The 16,960-nt window shown below is 67.1% G+C and carries 19 protein-coding genes; 13 read left to right on the forward strand and 6 right to left on the reverse strand.

All coding sequences use genetic code 11. The annotated features are described in order from the left end of the window. Nucleotides 1-11: 11 nt before the first annotated feature. Genes fabI through ABD729_RS00685 form a run of 3 tightly spaced genes read right to left on the reverse strand, consistent with a single transcriptional unit; the run spans nt 12 to nt 2,862 of the window. Nucleotides 12-815, reverse strand: a complete 804-nt coding sequence (fabI, locus tag ABD729_RS00675; protein WP_344708236.1) for an enoyl-ACP reductase FabI — start codon at nt 813-815, stop codon at nt 12-14. Beyond that, the gene (locus ABD729_RS00680) at nt 812-1,894 is read right to left on the reverse strand and encodes a YihY/virulence factor BrkB family protein (RefSeq protein ID WP_344708237.1); all 1,083 of its coding nucleotides are present in this window, start codon (nt 1,892-1,894) and stop codon (nt 812-814) included. Before ABD729_RS00680 ends, fabI begins: the two co-directional genes overlap by 4 nt. Nucleotides 1,895-1,902: 8 nt before the next feature. Beyond that, nucleotides 1,903-2,862, reverse strand: a complete 960-nt coding sequence (locus tag ABD729_RS00685) for a DnaJ C-terminal domain-containing protein (protein WP_344708238.1) — start codon at nt 2,860-2,862, stop codon at nt 1,903-1,905. 62 nt (nt 2,863-2,924) lie between these two features. Here ABD729_RS00685 and pdxH point away from each other — a divergent pair, with 62 nt between their 5' ends. The 4 genes from pdxH to ABD729_RS00705 are packed head-to-tail and all read left to right on the forward strand — an operon-like array spanning nt 2,925 to nt 6,461. Continuing rightward, a complete protein-coding gene (gene pdxH / locus ABD729_RS00690; protein WP_344708239.1) occupies nt 2,925-3,509 on the forward strand; it encodes a pyridoxamine 5'-phosphate oxidase in 585 nt (194 codons plus the stop codon). Nucleotides 3,510-3,553: 44 nt separating this feature from the next. Continuing rightward, nucleotides 3,554-4,432: a cation diffusion facilitator family transporter gene (locus ABD729_RS00695; RefSeq protein ID WP_344709602.1), complete on the forward strand. Its 879-nt coding sequence runs from the start codon at nt 3,554-3,556 to the stop codon at nt 4,430-4,432. Further along, nucleotides 4,429-5,220, forward strand: a complete 792-nt coding sequence (locus ABD729_RS00700) for a PhzF family phenazine biosynthesis protein (protein ID WP_344708240.1) — start codon at nt 4,429-4,431, stop codon at nt 5,218-5,220. Before ABD729_RS00695 ends, ABD729_RS00700 begins: the two co-directional genes overlap by 4 nt. Continuing rightward, nucleotides 5,217-6,461 (forward strand): APC family permease, encoded by a 1,245-nt coding sequence (locus ABD729_RS00705; RefSeq protein WP_344708241.1) that lies wholly within the window; start codon nt 5,217-5,219, stop codon nt 6,459-6,461. Before ABD729_RS00700 ends, ABD729_RS00705 begins: the two co-directional genes overlap by 4 nt. On the opposite strand, the gene ABD729_RS00710 is transcribed toward ABD729_RS00705, so the two are convergent. Further along, complete coding sequence (locus ABD729_RS00710; protein ID WP_344708242.1) at nt 6,408-6,932, reverse strand: NUDIX hydrolase; 525 nt, start codon at nt 6,930-6,932, stop codon at nt 6,408-6,410. The genes ABD729_RS00705 and ABD729_RS00710 overlap by 54 nt on opposite strands. Before the next feature lie 78 nt (nt 6,933-7,010). Between ABD729_RS00710 and ABD729_RS00715 the strand changes: the two genes are divergently transcribed. After that, nucleotides 7,011-7,448 carry a hypothetical protein gene (locus tag ABD729_RS00715; protein WP_344708243.1) on the forward strand — a complete coding sequence of 146 codons (438 nt, stop codon included), beginning with the start codon at nt 7,011-7,013 and terminating at the stop codon, nt 7,446-7,448. Here the strand turns inward: ABD729_RS00715 and mnmA are convergent. Further along, the gene (gene mnmA, locus ABD729_RS00720; RefSeq protein ID WP_344709603.1) at nt 7,445-8,557 is read right to left on the reverse strand and encodes a tRNA 2-thiouridine(34) synthase MnmA; all 1,113 of its coding nucleotides are present in this window, start codon (nt 8,555-8,557) and stop codon (nt 7,445-7,447) included. The two genes, ABD729_RS00715 and mnmA, sit on opposite strands and share 4 nt — an antisense overlap. A gap of 71 nt (nt 8,558-8,628) precedes the next feature. Between mnmA and ABD729_RS00725 the strand changes: the two genes are divergently transcribed. From ABD729_RS00725 to ABD729_RS00740, 4 genes are all read left to right on the forward strand, one after another. Beyond that, complete coding sequence (locus tag ABD729_RS00725) at nt 8,629-8,925, forward strand: hypothetical protein (RefSeq protein WP_344708244.1); 297 nt, start codon at nt 8,629-8,631, stop codon at nt 8,923-8,925. A 7-nt stretch (nt 8,926-8,932) separates the two neighbouring features. After that, the gene (sciP, locus tag ABD729_RS00730; RefSeq protein WP_344708245.1) at nt 8,933-9,232 is read left to right on the forward strand and encodes a CtrA inhibitor SciP; all 300 of its coding nucleotides are present in this window, start codon (nt 8,933-8,935) and stop codon (nt 9,230-9,232) included. 131 nt (nt 9,233-9,363) lie between these two features. Beyond that, entirely contained in the window at nt 9,364-9,621 is a 258-nt protein-coding gene (locus ABD729_RS00735) for a GlsB/YeaQ/YmgE family stress response membrane protein (protein WP_344708246.1), read from the forward strand. 74 nt (nt 9,622-9,695) lie between these two features. Further along, on the forward strand, nt 9,696-9,977 hold the full coding sequence (locus ABD729_RS00740; protein WP_344708247.1) for a GlsB/YeaQ/YmgE family stress response membrane protein: 282 nt from the start codon (nt 9,696-9,698) through the stop codon (nt 9,975-9,977). Between the two features lie 5 nt (nt 9,978-9,982). On the opposite strand, the gene ABD729_RS00745 is transcribed toward ABD729_RS00740, so the two are convergent. Continuing rightward, the gene (locus ABD729_RS00745) at nt 9,983-10,246 is read right to left on the reverse strand and encodes a GlsB/YeaQ/YmgE family stress response membrane protein (RefSeq protein ID WP_344708248.1); all 264 of its coding nucleotides are present in this window, start codon (nt 10,244-10,246) and stop codon (nt 9,983-9,985) included. Nucleotides 10,247-10,468: 222 nt separating this feature from the next. On the opposite strand from ABD729_RS00745, the gene ABD729_RS00750 reads away from it, so the two are divergent. The 4 genes from ABD729_RS00750 (at nt 10,469) to ABD729_RS00765 (ending at nt 16,951) form a co-directional block, all read left to right on the forward strand. Further along, complete coding sequence (locus ABD729_RS00750) at nt 10,469-11,680, forward strand: efflux RND transporter periplasmic adaptor subunit (RefSeq protein WP_344708249.1); 1,212 nt, start codon at nt 10,469-10,471, stop codon at nt 11,678-11,680. 24 nt (nt 11,681-11,704) lie between these two features. Beyond that, complete coding sequence (locus tag ABD729_RS00755) at nt 11,705-14,887, forward strand: efflux RND transporter permease subunit (protein WP_344708250.1); 3,183 nt, start codon at nt 11,705-11,707, stop codon at nt 14,885-14,887. Nucleotides 14,888-14,981: 94 nt separating this feature from the next. Beyond that, entirely contained in the window at nt 14,982-16,232 is a 1,251-nt protein-coding gene (locus ABD729_RS00760) for a DUF445 domain-containing protein (RefSeq protein WP_344708251.1), read from the forward strand. Then, nucleotides 16,229-16,951, forward strand: a complete 723-nt coding sequence (locus ABD729_RS00765) for a GNAT family N-acetyltransferase (RefSeq protein ID WP_344708252.1) — start codon at nt 16,229-16,231, stop codon at nt 16,949-16,951. The genes ABD729_RS00760 and ABD729_RS00765 overlap by 4 nt, the downstream gene beginning before the upstream one ends. Nucleotides 16,952-16,960 lie beyond the last annotated feature (9 nt).

Raw genomic sequence — 16,960 nt, forward strand, 5'->3', positions numbered from 1 at the left:
CCGCAAGCGGGTCACACCGTGGCGATGTCGGGCGCGTCTTCGGCCTTCATGCCGACGACGTTGTAGCCGGCATCGACATGGTGGATCTCGCCGGTGACGCCGCTGGCGAGATCGCTCAGCAGGTAGACGCCCGCGCCGCCGACGTCCTCGATGGTGACGTTGCGGCGGAGCGGCGCGTTTAGCTCGTTCCATTTCAGGATATAGCGGAAGTCGCCGATGCCGCTGGCGGCGAGGGTCTTGATCGGCCCAGCGCTGATCGCGTTGACCCGCAGGCCCTCCTTGCCGAGGTCGGCGGCGAGATATTTGGTCGCGGTCTCGAGCGCGGCCTTGGCGACGCCCATGACGTTGTAGTGCGGGATGACCTTCTCGGCGCCGTAATAGGTCAGCGTCACCATCGAGCCGCCGGGCTTCATCAGGCGGGCCGCGCGCTGGGCGCAGGCGACGAAGCTGTAGACCGAGATGTTCATCGTCAGCAGGAAGTTGTCGAGGCTGGTGTCGACGAACCGCCCGCGAAGCTCGTTCTTGTCGGAAAAGCCGATGGCGTGGACGAGGAAGTCGATCCCGCCCCAGCGCTCCTCGAGCGCGGCGAAGGTACGGTCGAGCGCGGCCATGTCGCCGACGTCGCAATCGACCAGGAAATCGCTGCCGAGGCTCTGCGCGAGCGGGCGGACGCGCTTCTCCAGCGCTTCGCCCTGGTAGCTGAATGCCAGTTCGGCGCCTTGTTCGGCGAGCTGCTTGGCGATGCCCCAGGCAAGGCTGCGGTCATTGGCGAGGCCCATGATCAGCCCGCGTTTGCCCGCCATCAATCCACTCATGCTATCTTCCCCTTTTCGGCCGCGTCGACGGCCTCCCGTTCGGTTGCGGGCACTTCCTCGACCTGGCTCGGCTTGGCTGTGACCTTTTCGCCAGGCTCCGGCTCCTCGACATCAAGGCTTGCGGCGTGGGGCCCGGCATATTGCTCGCCCTCTAGCGCCGTCGCCCCGCTTTCCGCCAGCCCGGCGTTGAGTTCGGCGCCCATCACCACCCCGAGCCCGATGATGAAGAAGAACAAGAGCGCGATCATCACCCCGGCAAGGCTGCCGTAGGTCAGACTGTAGCCGCCGGCGAGCGCGATCACCTTGGGCAGCAGGGTCGCGGTGCCCACCCACCAGCTGGTGACCAGCAGCGCACCTGGCCATTTGCGGCAGTGGATCTTGCGGTAGCGCGAGGGCGTCAGCACCACGAAGGTCAGGTAGATTGTTAGATAAAGGGCGGCCCCGGGGACCAGGCGGACGAGCGTGATCGTCCCGGCGACGTCGGCCAGCCCCGGCACCTTGGCGACGATGAACGCCTCGATCGAGCTCAAGAGCACTGTAGAGGCGAGCGCGATCATCAGAAGCAGCACCAGCCCGAGCATGAACAGCGCCGACAGCAGGCGGTATTCCCAAAAGGGCTTGGTATATTTGACCCCGTAAGCGCGGCGCAGGATGTCGCGGATGGTTTCGATGAAGCCGGACGCCGTCCACAGCCCGACGATCGCGCCGAACCACAGGAGCGGACCCTGCCGCGCGGTCAGCACTTCCCTGATCGGATCGCGGATCACCGCCGCGATATCGGGGGGAAGCGAGCGGAGCACGTTGAACACCGCCTGCTGCGCACCGTCGGATGATCCGAACAGCTGCGCCATGGCCGCGGCCAGGATGAAGAAGGGAAACATCGATAGCAGCGACAGGTAGGCAATGTTGCCGGCGTGAATGAAGCCGTCGCTGTAGACGCCGATCGCAACGCGCTTGGCGACCTCGAACGGACGCGTGCCCGGCTTGATCCGCTCGACCACCTGGCTTCCGAAGCGTGCCTTGACCGCCGCGAGCCGCTTGCGCCTCGCTTCCGGGCTTTGGGGGGAAAGGTCCTTCATGCAGGCGCTTAGACGCCGAGACCCGCCCTTGGGTTGCCTTCGCCGCCGCTCCAGCCCTCGACAAAGCGCTCGAGGTCGGCATTCCCAGCGGGCAGGTCGATCATCAGGGTGACCAGCAGGTCGCCGCGGGTCCCCGACTTGTCGGTGAAGCCGCGGCCCTTGACCCGCAGCACCTTGCCCGAGCTTGCGCCCTTGGGAACGCTAAGCATGATCGCGCCGTCGGGCGTGGGTACTTTGACCTTGGCGCCGAGCACCGCCTCCCTGAGGCTGACTGGTAATTCCAGGCGGACATGCTGGCCGTCACGGGTGAAGAAGCGATGCGGTTCGATCGCGATGGTGACGATCGCATCGCCCTTACCTGCCGGTCCGGCTTCGCCCTTGCCTGCCAGGCGGATCTTGGCCCCGTCCTCGACCCCCTTGGGAAGTTTCAGTTCGATCGTCGCGCCGTCGGCCAGCGTCACCCGCTGCGGCGCAAGCGTCGCTGCGTCGGCGAACGGCACGGTCAGCCGGTAGGCGACGTCAGCCCCTTTTACCGCCATCCGCGCGCCGCCGCCGCCGAAGGGCGAGCCACCACCGCGGCGAGCGCCGCCGGCACCCCCGAACAGGCCTTCGAACAGGTCGCTGAGGTCGGGTCCGCCCGACGCGCCGCCGCCGCCGCCCGGAAAGCCTTCGAACCCGCTGGCCCCGCCACGCGCGCCGCCATAATGGCCGCCGCCGCCACCGCCGAAGCCGCCGAACGGGGACTTGGGATTGCCCTCCTCGTCGATTTCGCCGCGGTCGTAGCGGGCGCGCTTGTCGGCATCGGACAGCAGGTCATAGGCCTGCGTCACCTTTGAAAAGCGTTCGGCCGCCTTGGGGTTGTCCTTGTTGCGATCGGGGTGGAGCTGCTTGGCGAGGCTGCGATAGGCCTTCTTGATCTCGGCCTCGGTCGCGCCGCGCTTTACCCCAAGCTGTGCATAAAGATCCATGCCGCCCACATAGGGGAGCGATTGCTTGCCTGCCAAGGCAGGGACCGGATAGAGGCGGCGCGATGTCCCCAACCGATCCTTTCGCCCTGTTCGCCCAATGGATGGCTCTGGCCGAGGCAGGAGAGATCAACGATCCCGACGCCATGGCCCTTGCCACCTCGACACCCGACGGCCGTCCCTCGGTGCGGATGGTGCTGATGCGGCGGCACGGGCCCGAGGGATTCGGCTTCTTCACCAATCTCGAAAGCCGCAAGGGGCAGGAAATCGCCGCCAATCCGTGGGGTGCCCTTTGCATCCACTGGAAGTCGCTGCGCAAGCAGGTCCGCGCCGAGGGCCGCCTGGTCCAGGTCAGCGACGCGGACGCCGACGCCTATTTCGCCAGCCGGTCGCGCAACAGCCAGATCGGCGCGCACGCCAGCGACCAGTCCCGCCCGCTCGACAGCCGCGAGACGTTCGTCCGCCGTGTCGAGGAAGCCAAGGCGCGCTTCGGTGAGGGCGACGTGCCGCGCCCCGAACATTGGTCGGGCTTCCGCCTCGTCCCCGACCGGATCGAATTCTGGGAAGACGTCGAATACCGCCTCCATCACCGCCGCCTGTTCGAACGCCAGGCGGACGGCAGCTGGACCGAGGGCCTTCTTTTCCCGTGAGGGTCGTCGGCCCCGAACGCACGCGCCTGACACAACGCGCCGCCATGGCGAGCGTGGGGATGGCGCTGACTCTCCTGATCGCCAAGACATGGGCGGCGATCGCGACCGATTCGACCGCCATGCTCGGCAGCCTTGCCGACACCGCGCTCGACCTTGTCGCCAGCCTGTTCACTCTTGCCGGGGTGCGCATCGCGGCGCTGCCGGCGGACCATGACCACCGCTTCGGCCATGGCAAGGCGGAAGCCTTGGTCGCCCTCGGGCAGGTCGTGCTGATCGCCGCCAGCGCACTCGGGATCGGGTGGCGCGCGGTCGACCGGCTGCTGAACGGCGCGCCGACCGCCAACGCCGAGCTTGGCATCGGGGTCTCGCTCGCCGCGATGCTCGGCACCTTGCTTCTGCTCAACTATCAGAAGCGCGTCATCGCCAAGACCGGCTCGGTCGCAATCCAGACCGACAACATGCACTACAAGTCGGATCTGTTCCTCAACGGCGCGGTGATCGCGGCGCTGGTGCTCGACCACCTGCTTCACGTTCGCGGCGCCGACGCGGCCTTCGGTGTCGCCATCGCGCTCTGGCTGCTGTGGGGCGCCTGGTCCGCGGCGGGAGAAAGCGTCAATCACCTGATGGATGCCGAGTGGCCGATCGAAAAGCGCGACGCCTTCCTCGAGGCTTGCGCAGACTATCCCGAGCTCAAGGGCATCCACGACGTCCGCACCCGGTCGTCGGGCGTGCACGACTTCATTCAATTCCACGTCTGGGTGCCCGAGGAATGGACGGTGCGCGAAGCCCATGACCGCCTCGACGCGGTCGAGGAGGATCTCCAGCGCCGTTTCCCCGGCACCGAAATCTTCCTCCACATGGACCCCGAAGGGCATACCGACCGCGAGGGCATGCTTCCCCACCATTTGACGGAGCGCCAGTGACCGACCCGATCACGCTTCCCTTTTTCCAGGTCGATGCCTTCACCGATGGCCGGCCGCTGTCCGGAAATCCGGCCGCGGTGATGCCGCTCGACCAGTGGCTGCCGGACGAGATCCTCCAGGCGATCGCGGCAGAGAACAACCTCAGCGAGACAGCCTTCACCGTACCGCTCGACGGGTCCGCGGCCGATTATCACCTGCGCTGGTTCACCCCGACGGTCGAGGTCGACCTGTGCGGCCATGCGACGCTCGCCAGTGGCCACATCCTGCTGAAGGGCGAGCGGGTTCGCTTCCAGACCCGCTCGGGCGTCCTGACGGTGACCCGCGAGGACGGGGTCCTAACCCTCGACCTGCCTGCCAGCCGCCTTACGCAGGCGTCCGCCGACGAAGCGCTTTCCGCACTCGGCGTCGCGGGGCAGGTCTGGCGGGGGGAAGGCGGCAACGGCGCGATCTTGGTCAGGCTGCACGATGAAGCCGCCGTGCGCGCCGTCCGGCCGGATTTCGCGCGCCTGCGCGGGATCGATTCGCTGGTCATGGTCACCGCGCCCGGCGAGAAGACCGATATCGCGAGCCGCGTCTTTGCCGCCTATCACGGGATCGACGAAGATCCGGTCACCGGTTCGGCCCATTGCGCGCTGGTGCCCTATTGGGCAGCGGAACTTGGCCGGAACGCGTTTACCGCCGCGCAGGTCGGCGACCGCGGGGGCCGTTTGTGCTGCCGCCTCGCCGCCGATAGGGTCCGCCTCGGGGGAGAGGCGCTGACCGTGATCGAAGGCACGTTCCGGATTTGACGGCGTCGGCGCTGCCCCGGAAAGTCGGTGCGGGCGGGGCCGCGCTGGTTGCCTTCAACGGAGCGGTCGGCGCGGCGGTCTTCGCCCTTCCCGCGACCCTCGATGCCAGCATCGGCCTGTGGGCAGCGCTGCTGTTTCCCGCAGCCGCGCTGGTCATGCTGCTGATCGCTATTCCCTTTGCCAAGGCGGTCACCGCCATGCCGGGAGAGGGCGGCCCGGTGATTTATGGTTCCGCTTTCGGGCGCGCCGCCGGCTTCGAGCTGGGCTGGACCTATTACATCGCGCGGATGGCGGCGTTCGCGGCCAACGTCCACGTGCTGGTCGACTATCTTCTGCGCTGGACCGAGCTGTCGCCGTCGCCGTGGGTCCGAAGCGCGCTGATCCTCGCCACCATCCTGCTTCTGGCCGCAATCAACATCGCAGGCACCAAGGGGGCGCTGCGCCTGCTTGGCGGGCTGACCCTGCTGAAAAGCCTGCCACTGGTCGTGCTTGCCGCCTTTGCCCTGATCGTCACGCCGCTTCCCGCCTTCGGGCCAGCGCCGCCGCTCGGCGCGGTGGAGGCCAGCGTGCTGCTGGTCTTCTATGCTTTCATCGGCTTTGAAAGTTCGATGGCGCTGTCGGGCGAAGCGCGCGGCGGGGTGCGCGAGATTGCGCGCGGCATGCTGGTGACGATCTTCCTGATCGCGCTGCTCTATTTCCTGGTTCAGCTGGCCTTTTCGGCCGTTGCGCCTCCCGTGCCGGAGGGAGAAAAGGCACCGCTGCTGGCGCTTGGCACCGCGCTCCTCGGGCCGGTCGGCGCCCTGCTGGTCCTGCTTGCGGCGGTGACCAGCCTGGCGGGTAATCTCCATGCCAACATGACCGGCAGCCCGCGCATCAGCCACGCGCTGGCCGCCCGCGGCGACCTGCCGGCCTGGCTCGGCGCGGTGCACCCGCGTTTCGAAACGCCGCACGCGTCGATCCTGCTGATGGCGGGCATCGTCGCCGCGCTGGCGCTAAGTGGCGGGTTCGTCTGGCTTGCGGTGGTCAGCACGCTGGCCCGGATGGCAGTCTATGGCGTCACCATCGCCGCCTGGCTCAGGATCGACCGCCGCTCCGGCGGGGAGAAAGCGTTCGGCGCGCTCGGCATCCTGCTCTGCATCGCGGTCGCGACCCAGGCGACCGCGATGGCATGGGCGACGCTTGCCGCCCTATTGCTGGCCGGGGTGCCGCTCTACCTGTTCGCTCGCCGCGCGCGCCAATAGGCCCTCCAGCGCGTCGAGCACTGGCTGCTGGCTGGCGAGGATCCGGCGGCGCGCTTCTTCCAGCTCCATCCATTCGACCCGGTCGAGCTCGGGGAAGAGCTGCATCCGCCCGGTTTTCGGCGGCCATTCCATCTCGAACTGGGCGCTGACCAATGCCGTGGGATCAAACTTTCCTTCGAGCGCGAAGACGTCGACCAGCTTTCCGCCGTTCTGCCGCACGGTGCAGAGCAGGACCGGGGTTCCGGGTGGGACCGGGCCCACTTCCTCGGCAAATTCGCGCATTGCCGCTTCGAGCGGGTTCTCGCCCGCTTCCAGCGCGCCTTTCGGGACCATCCACGCGCCCTCGTCCTTGCGTGACCAGTAGGGACCGCCCGGATGCCCCAGCATCACCTTGACGATCCCCGAACGGTCCCGGCGATACAGCAGTATCCCCGCGCTGCGTCGGCGCTGATTGGCATTGTTGCTTGGCATGCCTGCCTTTCATTGGCTTTTCAGCCCCGCCGCGCAATGCCATGCTGCGCGCACGACTGGGAGCAAGGGGCGGGCAGGATGCGACGTGCAGGCTTGATGATTGGTGCGGGCGTGCTGGCGGCACTGGCCGGGCCGGCCGCTGCGCAGAAGCTCGATCCGCGGCTGGAAGCCGTGCTGGCCTGCCCGCGCATCACCGACGCCGCGCAGAGGCTGGCCTGCTTCGACGCCGCGGTGACCCCGCTTCGCCAGGCCGCCTCGAACGGCTCGCTCGAAGCCCGCTCGCTTGGTCCCAAGGCGCTTGACGGCAAGGTCCGGGCGACCAAGGGGCAAGGCTATAACAATCTGCTCGTGCAGCTGGAGAACGGCGACCGCTGGCTCCTCACGCTCGAAGGGAACGAGCGTCTGCCCAAGGTCGGATCTGACGTGACCATCCGCCGCGGCGCGCTCAGCAACTGGTGGTTCAAGGTCGACAAGGGGCAGACCTTCCAGGCGCGGTTCCTTGGCCAGCCCGATTAAGCGGCAAGCATCCCGGCTTCGTCGGCCGATACCGTTTCCTCGATCCACCCACCGCCCAGCAGGCGCTCGCCCTCGTAGACGACCGCGGCCTGCCCCGGAGCGACCCCATATTCGGGCTGTCGGAAGCGGATCACGCCGTCCTGCAGAAGCGCCGGGACCGGGCGGCTCAGCGAGCGGACCTTGACCTCGACCTCGGCCTGCTCCTCGCCAAGCCAGTTCCATGACCCCACGCGCGCTTCGCTGACCGCCAGCGCCTGCTTGGGGCCAACCACCAGCCGCCGCGTATCCGGCTCGATCCGCACCACATAGAGCGGCTCGGCCGACCCGCCGATCTCGAGCCCGCGGCGCTGGCCCACGGTGAAATGGACGATCCCGCGATGCTGCCCGAGCACCCGGCCGCCACGATCGACGATCTCGCCCGGCGCCTCGGTCTCGGGGCGCAGCCGCTTCACGAGACCGGCATAATCGCCGTCGGGGACGAAGCAGATGTCCTGGCTGTCGGGCTTGTCGGCCACGATCAGCCCGGCCTCGGCGGCCAGCGCGCGCACGTCGGACTTGGGCAATTCGCCGATCGGAAAGCGCAGAAGGTCGAGCTGCTCGGCCGTGGTGCCGTAGAGGAAATAGCTCTGGTCGCGGGCCGGGTCGCGTCCCTTGTGAAGCTCCGCCTTACCGTCCCGGACCACCCGGCGGACATAATGGCCGGTGACCAGGGCATCGGCGTTCAGTTCGCGCGCGAAGCCGTGGAGGTCGGTAAACTTCACCCCCTGGTTGCACAGCGAACATGGCACCGGCGTGCGCCCGCGGGCGTAATCATCGGCGAAACGCTCGATCACTCCCTCGCGGAAGCGGCTTTCGTAATCGAGGACATAGTGGGCGATGCCGAGCTTTTCGCACACCTGCGCCGCGTCGTAGATGTCCTGCCCGGCGCAGCAGGCGCCCGACCGCTTCACCGCCTCGCCATGATCGTAGAGCTGGAGCGTGACCCCGATCACCTCTGCGCCAGAGTGCGCGGCGATCAGCGCCGCGACTGACGAATCGACCCCGCCCGACATGGCGACGACGATCCGTGCCGCCTCTGCGGGCCGGTCGAGCTGGAGCGGGGGAAAGATCACGCGACGTCTTTACCCGGCATTCACCCTCTTTCGCTAGTGGTGGCGGGAGGACGGAGAAAGGCAGCGAATTGGCCGAAGGGGTGAAGAGATTGCAGGCAGCGGTTGCACTGAAGGGCGAAGAGCTCGGCGCAGTGCTGGCCAACCTTGGCCCGCACGGGGACGATTCCGATCGTCTCGCGGCCGTTGTTGCCCTGCTCGCCAACCAAGCCAGTTCCTCGACCAAGATGGTCCGCGGCGCCTTCGCGGGGATTACAACCAAAGCGACTGCAACAAAGGTGAGCCGCGCGTTTACCAGCGCGCTTCACGGTTGCTTGAGAGAGCAGCCGGTAAACGCTCCCTCACCGGCAACCACCAGATCCGTCTGAGGAAGCAATGCTAGAGAACCAGAAGTTTCGTCCCCATCAGGTCATCGGTCCGCTTGGCGAGCCGCTGACGCTGGACTCCTTGCCGAAGCCGGGAACGACCCGCTGGGTCGTGCGCCGCAAGGCCGAGGTCGTGGCCGCCGTCGCCGGCGGACTGCTGACGGTGGACGAGGCCTGCGAGCGCTACGGGCTCAGCCTCGAGGAGTTTGCCGGCTGGCAGCGCGCGGTCGATCGCAGCGGAATGCCGGGTCTGCGCGTCACCCGGATCCAGCATTATCGGCAGGTCTACGAGCGCCAGCAACGCTACTAAGTCGGCTCGTTCCGGAACCGATACAGCCGAGCACCGTTCCCTCCTCCGGAACAAGACACTCCTCGGGGCGTCTTGAAGCCGAATGAAGCGCTCGGCGGGCAACGTCCGGGCAGCACAGGAGGGAACGCAATATGGGTATCATCATCTGGCTTATCGTCGGCGGCGTGTGTGGCTGGCTCGCCAGCATCGTCATGCGGACTGACGGACAGCAGGGCATTTTCCTGAACATCATCGTCGGCATCATCGGTGCGGCTCTTGCCGGCTTCCTGCTTGGTGGGGGCGCGAGCCTCAACAACGGGCTGACCGTGACCAGCTTCCTCTACTCGCTGCTGGGCGCCATCGTCCTGCTCGCGATCGTCAACCTCGTCCGCCGCGGTCGGGTGCGCTAAGCTCCCACGCATGTGACGACCAAACGGGGCCGTCCGCTCTTGGAGCGGGCGGCCCCTTTGCGTATGGGAAGCGCATGCCGCTGTCCTGGATCGCCCTTGCTCTCATCGGAGCCGTGCTTGGCTGGCTCGCCAGCGTCATTCTCCGCCGGCAGACGGCGTCCGACGTGCTCGGCCTTGTCGCACTTGGCGCGCTCGGCGCCGTCCTCGGGGCGCTCCTGATCACCCCATTGCTCGCCGGCCGGCTCGAGCCGACCGGTTTCTCACTCCCCGGAGTTCTGCTTTCGCTGCTCGGCGCGTTCATAGCGCTGGCGCTGGTGACGGCGGCGCTCGGGTTCGGGCGCCGCCGCCCGGGCTGACGCCGTCAGCGCCGTTTCAGCACCAGACGATAGATGAACAGGATCAGCACCGCGCCGACGATCGCGGCGAGAAATCCTGCGCCGTCAGTCGGTTCGCGGTACCAGCCGAGCGCCTTGCCGAGAAATCCGGCAACCATCGCGCCCGCAATGCCCAGTAATATGGTCACCACGCAGCCGCCTGGATCCTTACCCGGCATCACCGCCTTCGCGATCGCTCCGGCAACCAGGCCGATGATGATCCAGCTCAGCCAACCATAGTCTGCAAGCATTCATTTCCTCCCGTTTATCTGATCCAAGGCTACCAACCATGTGCGGCTTTGGGCAAACAACTTTCGACATGCCGCAACGGCCCGTTGGTCGAATGAGACTTGCTGTTGATCCACGGAAAGCCTTGGGTTGCGGCTAGTGACTTATGCGTGTAATACAGCTTGTGGCGTCACGAATGCGCCGGGATGGGCGTAATGATCGCGTCTGACGAGAAGGTGATAGGAATGAATCGCGAGACCCGGCTGCAGCGGGATGAAACGATTGTGGTGGTCGATGGCGCCCGGCGCCGTCGCAATCTGATCATCGCGGTGCTGGTCGGCGTGGCCGTCCTCGCCGCGGCATGGTTTCTCTTCAATCGCCAGAATGCGCCGGCCGGCGACCAGCCCGCAGCAGCGGGTGCCGCCAAGGGTGCTTCGGGCGGGCGCGGCGCAGGCGGCGGACAGGCTCCGACCGTGACCGTGATCGTTCCGGGCCGCAGCCAAGTGGCGCGGATCATCACCGCCAGCGGCGCGCTTGCTGCCCGCCGCGACCAGCCGATCGGCGCCGCCGGCCAGGGTGGCCGCGTGACGGCCGTGCTGGTCGATGCCGGGACCTGGGTCCGCGCCGGGCAAGTCCTCGCGACCGTCGACCGCTCGGTCCAGGTGCAGACCACCGCGCAGCTTGCCGCAGCGGTCGAGTCCGCCCGCGCCAACGCCGCGCTCGCACAGAACGAATATGACCGCTCGGCATCGCTCGTCGGACGAGGCTTCGTGTCCAAGGCCGACCTCGATCGCAAGAAGGCGGCCCGCGACCAGGCCAATGCTCAGGTCCGCGTCGCCCAGGCCCAGCTCGGCGCGACCCGCGCGGGCATCGGCCTCCTCGATATCCGTGCGCCCAGCGCCGGTTTGATCCTCCAGCGCAACCTCGAGGTCGGCCAGGTGATCGGCGCCGGCAGCCAGAGCCTGTTCCGCCTCGCCCGTGGCGGCGAGATGGAAATGCGCGCGCAGCTCAGCCAGCAAGACCTTGCCGCCATCCGTGTCGGCATGCCGGCCAGCGTCACCCCGATCGGCAGCACGTCCAACGTTTCCGGTTCGGTGTGGCAGGTGTCGCCCGTCATCGACCCGCAGTCGCGCCAGGGTGAAGTGCGGATCGCCATCCCCTATTCGTCGGGCATCCGTCCGGGCGGGTTCGCCGAAGCGCGCATCTCGACTGGTGCGACCACCGCGCCGCTCCTCCCGCAGAGCGCGGTGCTGTCCGACAATGACGGCAATTACGTTTATATCGTCAACGAGAAGAACGAGGCCGAGCGGCGCAACGTCAAGGTCGGCACCGTCGATGAAAGCGGCGCCACCATCCTTTCCGGCCTGACCGGCCAGGAAGCCGTGGTGCTGTCGGCCGGGCCGTTCCTGAACCCGGGCCAGAAGGTCAATCCCAAGCGTCAGGCAGCCGCGAACTAAGCGCAGCGAAGGGCAGTCAAGGTCATGAGTTTCCGGAACATTTCGGCTTGGTGCATCCGCAACCCGGTGCCGCCGATCGTGCTCTTCATCGCACTGCTGCTGACGGGCATCTACTCGTTTGCGACGATGGAGATCACCAACAATCCGGATATCGATTTTCCGGCTGCCAATGTAGTGATCTCCCAGCCGGGGGCGGCTCCGTCGGAGATGGTCAATCAGGTAACTCAGAAGGTCGAAGCCGCGGTGCGCGGCGTCGATGGCGTCGACGAGATCAATTCGGACGTTCGCGAAGGCAACAGCAACACCTTCATCCAGTTCAAGATCGGCACCCCGACCGATCGCGCCGTCAACGACATCAAGGCGGCGATCGACCAGATCCGCGGCGACCTTCCCGATGGCATCCTGGAACCGCAGGTTTCCCGCGTGAACATCGGCGGCAACGGCTTCGTGTTCATCGCGGTCGAAGCGACCGACATGAACCTCGAGGACCTCAGCTGGTATGTCGACAGCGTGGTGTCGCGCCGGCTCCTCGCCCAGCCGGGCGTCGCGCAGGTCAGCCGCGAGGGCGGAGTCGAACGGCAGATCCGCGTCATCCTCGATCCTGCAGCGCTTCAGGCGCAGGGCATCACCGCCGCGCAGGTCAACCAGCAGCTGCGCGCCATTAACGTCGATGCGCCGGGCGGCCGGGCCGAGATCGCGGGTTCCGAACAGACCGTCCGCGTTCTCGGCAATGCCAAGAGCGCAGCCGCGCTCGCCGACACGCAGATCGCGCTTCCCGGCGGCCGCTTCGTCCGCCTCGGCGACATTGCGCAGGTGCGCGATTCCTCGGCCGAACCGCGCTCGTTCACCTCGCTCGAAGGGCGGCCCGTGGTCAGCTTCAACGTCTCGCGCGCCAAGGGTGCGTCGGACGTCACTGCTTATGACAATACGTGGAAGGAATTGCGCAAGATCGAGAAGGACGATCCGCGCATCAAGTTCACCGAGATCAACAACAGCGTCGACTACACCAAGGGCCAGTATTCGAGCTCGATGCACGCGCTGATCGAGGGCGCGGTGCTGGCGGTGCTGGTCGTGTTCCTGTTCCTCCGCGACGTCCGCGCCACGGTCATCTCGGCGGTCGCCATTCCGCTCTCGGCGATCCCGGCCTTCTGGTTCATGGACCTCATGTCCATCAACCTCAATTTCCTCTCGCTGCTGGCGCTCGCGCTGGTGGCGGGCGTGCTGGTCGACGACGCGATCGTGGAGATCGAAAACATCGTTCGCCACATGCGGATGGGCAAGAGCGCCTACCAGGCCTCTATTGACGCGGCGGACGAGATCGGGCTGGCGGTGCTTGCTACCACCATGTCGATCGTCGCGGTGTTCCTGCCCGTGGCACTCATGCCCGGCATCTCGGGCCAGTTCTTCCGCAACTTCGGCTACACTGTCGTCCTCGCGGTCTTCATGAGCTTGCTCGTCGCGCGCATGATCACCCCGCTGATGGCGGCCTATTTCCTGCGCAGCGGCGGGATACAGGAGCATGCGTCGGGCAAGTGGATGCAGCGCTACCTGTCGACGCTCCGCTGGACCATCGACGACAGCAAGGCCAAGGCCGCCAAGGCCGAAGCGCGTGGCTTCGCCGGCCGCCGCCTCGCCCGCCTGCGCGATCACCGGCTGTGGATGGTCGGCGTCGGCTTCCTGATCCTTGCCGCCACCGGCTTTGGAATCAGCATGCTGCCGATGACCTTCCAGCCCGAAACCGACCAGCCGAACAGCACCATCCGGGTCGGCCTCGCGCCGGGCGCTACGCTCGACCAGACCAAGGTCGTGACCCAGAAGGTCACCGACATCGTCCTCAAGAACCCGAACGTGCAGAACGTCTTCCAGCGCAGCTTCACGTCGACCGCCTTCGTCAACGTGGTCTACAAAAAGGACCGCGTGAAGAAGAGCCCGGAGATTGAGCGCGACATCGGGCCGCAGCTTGCGTCCATTCCAGACGCCCGCGTCAACTTCCTCAACCAGAATTCGGGCGGTCCCGGCGGCGGCGGACGGGCGATCACCCTTTTCCTCGGCGGCGAGGACCCGGTCAAGCTGACGCAGGTCGCCAACCAGCTGAACGAGGAGATGGGCACCATCCCCGTGCTCGTCGCGCCGCGCGTCGCCGGCGACGTCGTCCGTCCCGAAATCCGGATCAAGCCGCGCTTCGATCTTGCCGCCGATCTTGGCGTCAGCACCCAGGCTTTGGCCCAGACCATCCGCATCGCGACCATCGGCGACATCGACCAGAACAGCGCGCGCTTCTCGCTGTCCGACCGCCAGGTCCCGATCATCGTCAGCCTCGACAAGTCGGAGCGGCGTGACATCGCAACGCTCGAGAACCTGCCCGTGCCGACGACGAGCGGCGGCTCGGTCCCGCTGAAGTCGGTGGCGGAGCTCACCTTCGGGTCGGGCCCCGTGGTCGTGAACCGAACCAACCAGATGTACCGCATCGCGGTTGGCGCCGACCTTACCCCCGGAACGGTCAGCAGCGTCGCCTGGAAGCAAATCGAGCAGCTGCCGACGATGAAGAACCTGCCGGCGGGCGTGCAGCGCCTGACGCTGGGCGACCAGAAGTGGCAGGGCGAACTCGTCCAGAACTTCATCCTCGCGGTGATCGCGGGCATCAGTCTCGTGTTCGCGGTGCTGGTGCTGCTCTACCGCCGCTTCCTTGCCCCGCTGGTCAACCTCGGCTCGCTGCTGCTGGCGCCGCTTGGCGCGGTGATCGCGCTCCACATCGTCGGCCAGCCGCTCAGCCTCCCGGTCTTCATCGGCCTGCTGATGCTGTTCGGCATCGTCGCCAAGAACTCGATCCTGCTGGTCGATTTCGCGGTCGAGATGATGGACCACGGCATGACCAAATATGAAGCCATCGTCGAAGCGGGACACAAGCGCGCGCAGCCGATCGTCATGACCACGGTCGCGATGGTCGCGGGCATGATCCCGATCGCGCTCAGCCTGACCGGCGACGGCAGCTGGCGCGCGCCGATGGGCGTGACGGTGATCGGCGGCCTGCTGCTGTCGACCTTCCTCACCCTGCTGCTGGTCCCAGCCTATTTCAGCATCGCGATCGACATCGAGGCGTGGATCGGCCGCAAGTTCGGCCGGCACCTGCGGGCGACCGCGCACGAAATCCCCGATGCGGTGGAAGAACCGCGCGCGCCGGGCTTCTTGCCGCAGCCGGCGGAGTAATTTTCGAGGCCTCGGCATTGCGAGCCAGGGCGAAGCATTTCATGGGTTGCGCCGTGGATTGCTTCGCTTTGCCCGCAATGACGTTATGTAGGCCATGGTAGCGCTTTCCCGTTTCAATCCGGTCCAGCCCGGTGCCCAGGGCATGAAGGTTGTCGCGACCGGCCTGCTGGTGGTCATGGCGGCCATCTTCGTCGTCACCCGGGCGCTGGAGCCGCGCTATCCGTGGCTGGGCCTCGTCAAGGCGTTTGCCGAAGCGGCGATGGTCGGCGGGCTTGCCGACTGGTTCGCGGTGACCGCCCTGTTCCGCCACCCGCTCGGCCTGCCGATCCCGCACACGGCGATCATTCCGCGCAACAAGGACCGGATCGGCCTCACCCTCGCCAGCTTCATCCGCGACAATTTCCTGGTCGCCCGGGTGGTCGCGCGGAGGATGCGGGGGATCGATGTCGCCGCCGCTGCCGGCCGCTTCCTTCGCGCGCCGTCGGGCGAAGGCACCCGCATCCGCCGCGGCGCCTCCCGCCTGATCGCCGACCTGTTTGAAAGTCTAGACGACGAACGGCTGGGCGGCATCGTCAAGGGCGCCATTTCCCAGCGGATTGCAAAGACCGAGGTCTCCCCCCTCCTCGGCGCCGCCCTTGCCTCGGCGATCGAGGACAATCGCCACGTCCCGATGCTCGAAGCGGCGATCCGCGCTCTCTCCCGCGCGCTCGACGCCAATGAGTCGCTGATCCGCGATATGGTGAAGCGCCGTGCCAGCTGGGTGCTGCGCCTCGCCGCCCTCGACGAGAAGCTTGCCGACGCCATCGTCGATGGCCTGCGCAAACTGACGCTGGAAGTCAGCACCGACCCCGATCATCCGATGCGCGCCAAGATGGTCGAAGCGCTTACGGCGCTGGCCGACGATCTCCAGCACAAGCCCGAAACACGTGCACGGGTCGAAGCCTGGAAGGAAGAGTTGCTTGCCAACCGGTCGGTTGCCCAGTGGCTCGATCGTCTGTGGCAGAAGGGTCGCGCCTCGATCATCGCCGCCGCGCGCAACCCCGACGCGGCGCTGGCCGGGCGGATGGGCGAAGTGCTGCGATCGGCCGGCACCACGCTGGAGGGGGATCCGCGCATCCGCAATGCGGTGAACCAGTTCGTCCGCCGTGCCGCCGCGGGCATGGCCGCAAGCTATGGCGGATCGATCGTCAGCCTGGTCAGCGACACCATCCGCGGCTGGGACGCCCGCACCGTCACCGAGCGGCTAGAATCCGCCGTCGGTCGCGACCTTCAGTATATCCGCATCAACGGCACCCTGGTCGGCGGCTTCGTCGGCCTCGTCCTCCACTTCCTCGACACGCTGTGAGCGAGGAAGGCGACCGGCTTTCCGACATGGCCCGCAATCGCGGCCTGAAGCTCTTGCGCTCCAGGGTCCGCACGCCGGGCAAGCCGGGCTTCGGCTGCTACGGCCTCGCCGACCAGCAAGACCAGCCCGTCTTCGGCGTCCGCGGCAAGCGCGCCCTTCGCGCGTCCGCGTCGGAAATCGAGGAATATCTGCGCGGCGTCGAGACCGGCGACTGGAAGAAAAGCCTGCGCGCTGCCGGCGGCCGGCCCAAGGCGGCGAAACCCAAGCCACCGCCACCCGTGCCGCCGCCCCCCGCCATCCGCGCAGCGACCAAGGCCGATGCCGCCCAGCTCGCGGGACTGTTCGCCCTCCTCGACCACAGGATCGAACCCGCGCAGATCGCCGCCAATCTCGCGAAGATGGCCAAAGTGGGCGACCGGCTGGTCGTTGCCGCTCAAGGCAAGACGCTGGTCGGCGCATGCGGGGTCCAGGCGACGGTCCACCCGCACCGCACGGCACCGGTCGGGCGAATCACCATTCTCGTTGTCGCGGAAAAGCATCGCGGCGGCGGGCTTGGGCGCGCGCTGGTGGAGGAAGCCGAGCGCCTGCTCGCCGGCCGCGGCTGCACCCTGGTCGAGGTCACCAGCAACGATCGCCTGGCCCCGGCGCACCGTTTCTACGAGCACCTCGGCTACCAGCGCACGTCGCTGCGTTTTGCGAAGTCGCTCGGCACGGGCTAGGGCGCGGTC

Source organism: Sphingomonas humi (assembly GCF_039536725.1).
In the GTDB taxonomy this organism is placed as follows: Bacteria; Pseudomonadota; Alphaproteobacteria; order Sphingomonadales; family Sphingomonadaceae; genus Sphingomicrobium; species Sphingomicrobium humi.

Bases quoted from the DNA above. Each gene is read 5' to 3' on its own strand.
- fabI (WP_344708236.1), bottom strand. From the start codon at position 815: ATGAGTGGATTGATGGCGGGCAAACGCGGGCTGATCATGGGCCTCGCC.
- ABD729_RS00680 (WP_344708237.1), bottom strand. From the start codon at position 1,894: ATGAAGGACCTTTCCCCCCAAAGCCCGGAAGCGAGGCGCAAGCGGCTC.
- ABD729_RS00685 (WP_344708238.1), bottom strand. From the start codon at position 2,862: ATGGATCTTTATGCACAGCTTGGGGTAAAGCGCGGCGCGACCGAGGCC.
- pdxH (WP_344708239.1), top strand. From the start codon at position 2,925: ATGTCCCCAACCGATCCTTTCGCCCTGTTCGCCCAATGGATGGCTCTG.
- ABD729_RS00695 (WP_344709602.1), top strand. From the start codon at position 3,554: ATGGCGAGCGTGGGGATGGCGCTGACTCTCCTGATCGCCAAGACATGG.
- ABD729_RS00710 (WP_344708242.1), bottom strand. From the start codon at position 6,932: ATGCCAAGCAACAATGCCAATCAGCGCCGACGCAGCGCGGGGATACTG.
- ABD729_RS00715 (WP_344708243.1), top strand. From the start codon at position 7,011: ATGCGACGTGCAGGCTTGATGATTGGTGCGGGCGTGCTGGCGGCACTG.
- sciP (WP_344708245.1), top strand. From the start codon at position 8,933: ATGCTAGAGAACCAGAAGTTTCGTCCCCATCAGGTCATCGGTCCGCTT.
- ABD729_RS00735 (WP_344708246.1), top strand. From the start codon at position 9,364: ATGGGTATCATCATCTGGCTTATCGTCGGCGGCGTGTGTGGCTGGCTC.
- ABD729_RS00740 (WP_344708247.1), top strand. From the start codon at position 9,696: ATGCCGCTGTCCTGGATCGCCCTTGCTCTCATCGGAGCCGTGCTTGGC.
- ABD729_RS00745 (WP_344708248.1), bottom strand. From the start codon at position 10,246: ATGCTTGCAGACTATGGTTGGCTGAGCTGGATCATCATCGGCCTGGTT.
- ABD729_RS00750 (WP_344708249.1), top strand. From the start codon at position 10,469: ATGAATCGCGAGACCCGGCTGCAGCGGGATGAAACGATTGTGGTGGTC.
- ABD729_RS00755 (WP_344708250.1), top strand. From the start codon at position 11,705: ATGAGTTTCCGGAACATTTCGGCTTGGTGCATCCGCAACCCGGTGCCG.
- ABD729_RS00760 (WP_344708251.1), top strand. From the start codon at position 14,982: ATGGTAGCGCTTTCCCGTTTCAATCCGGTCCAGCCCGGTGCCCAGGGC.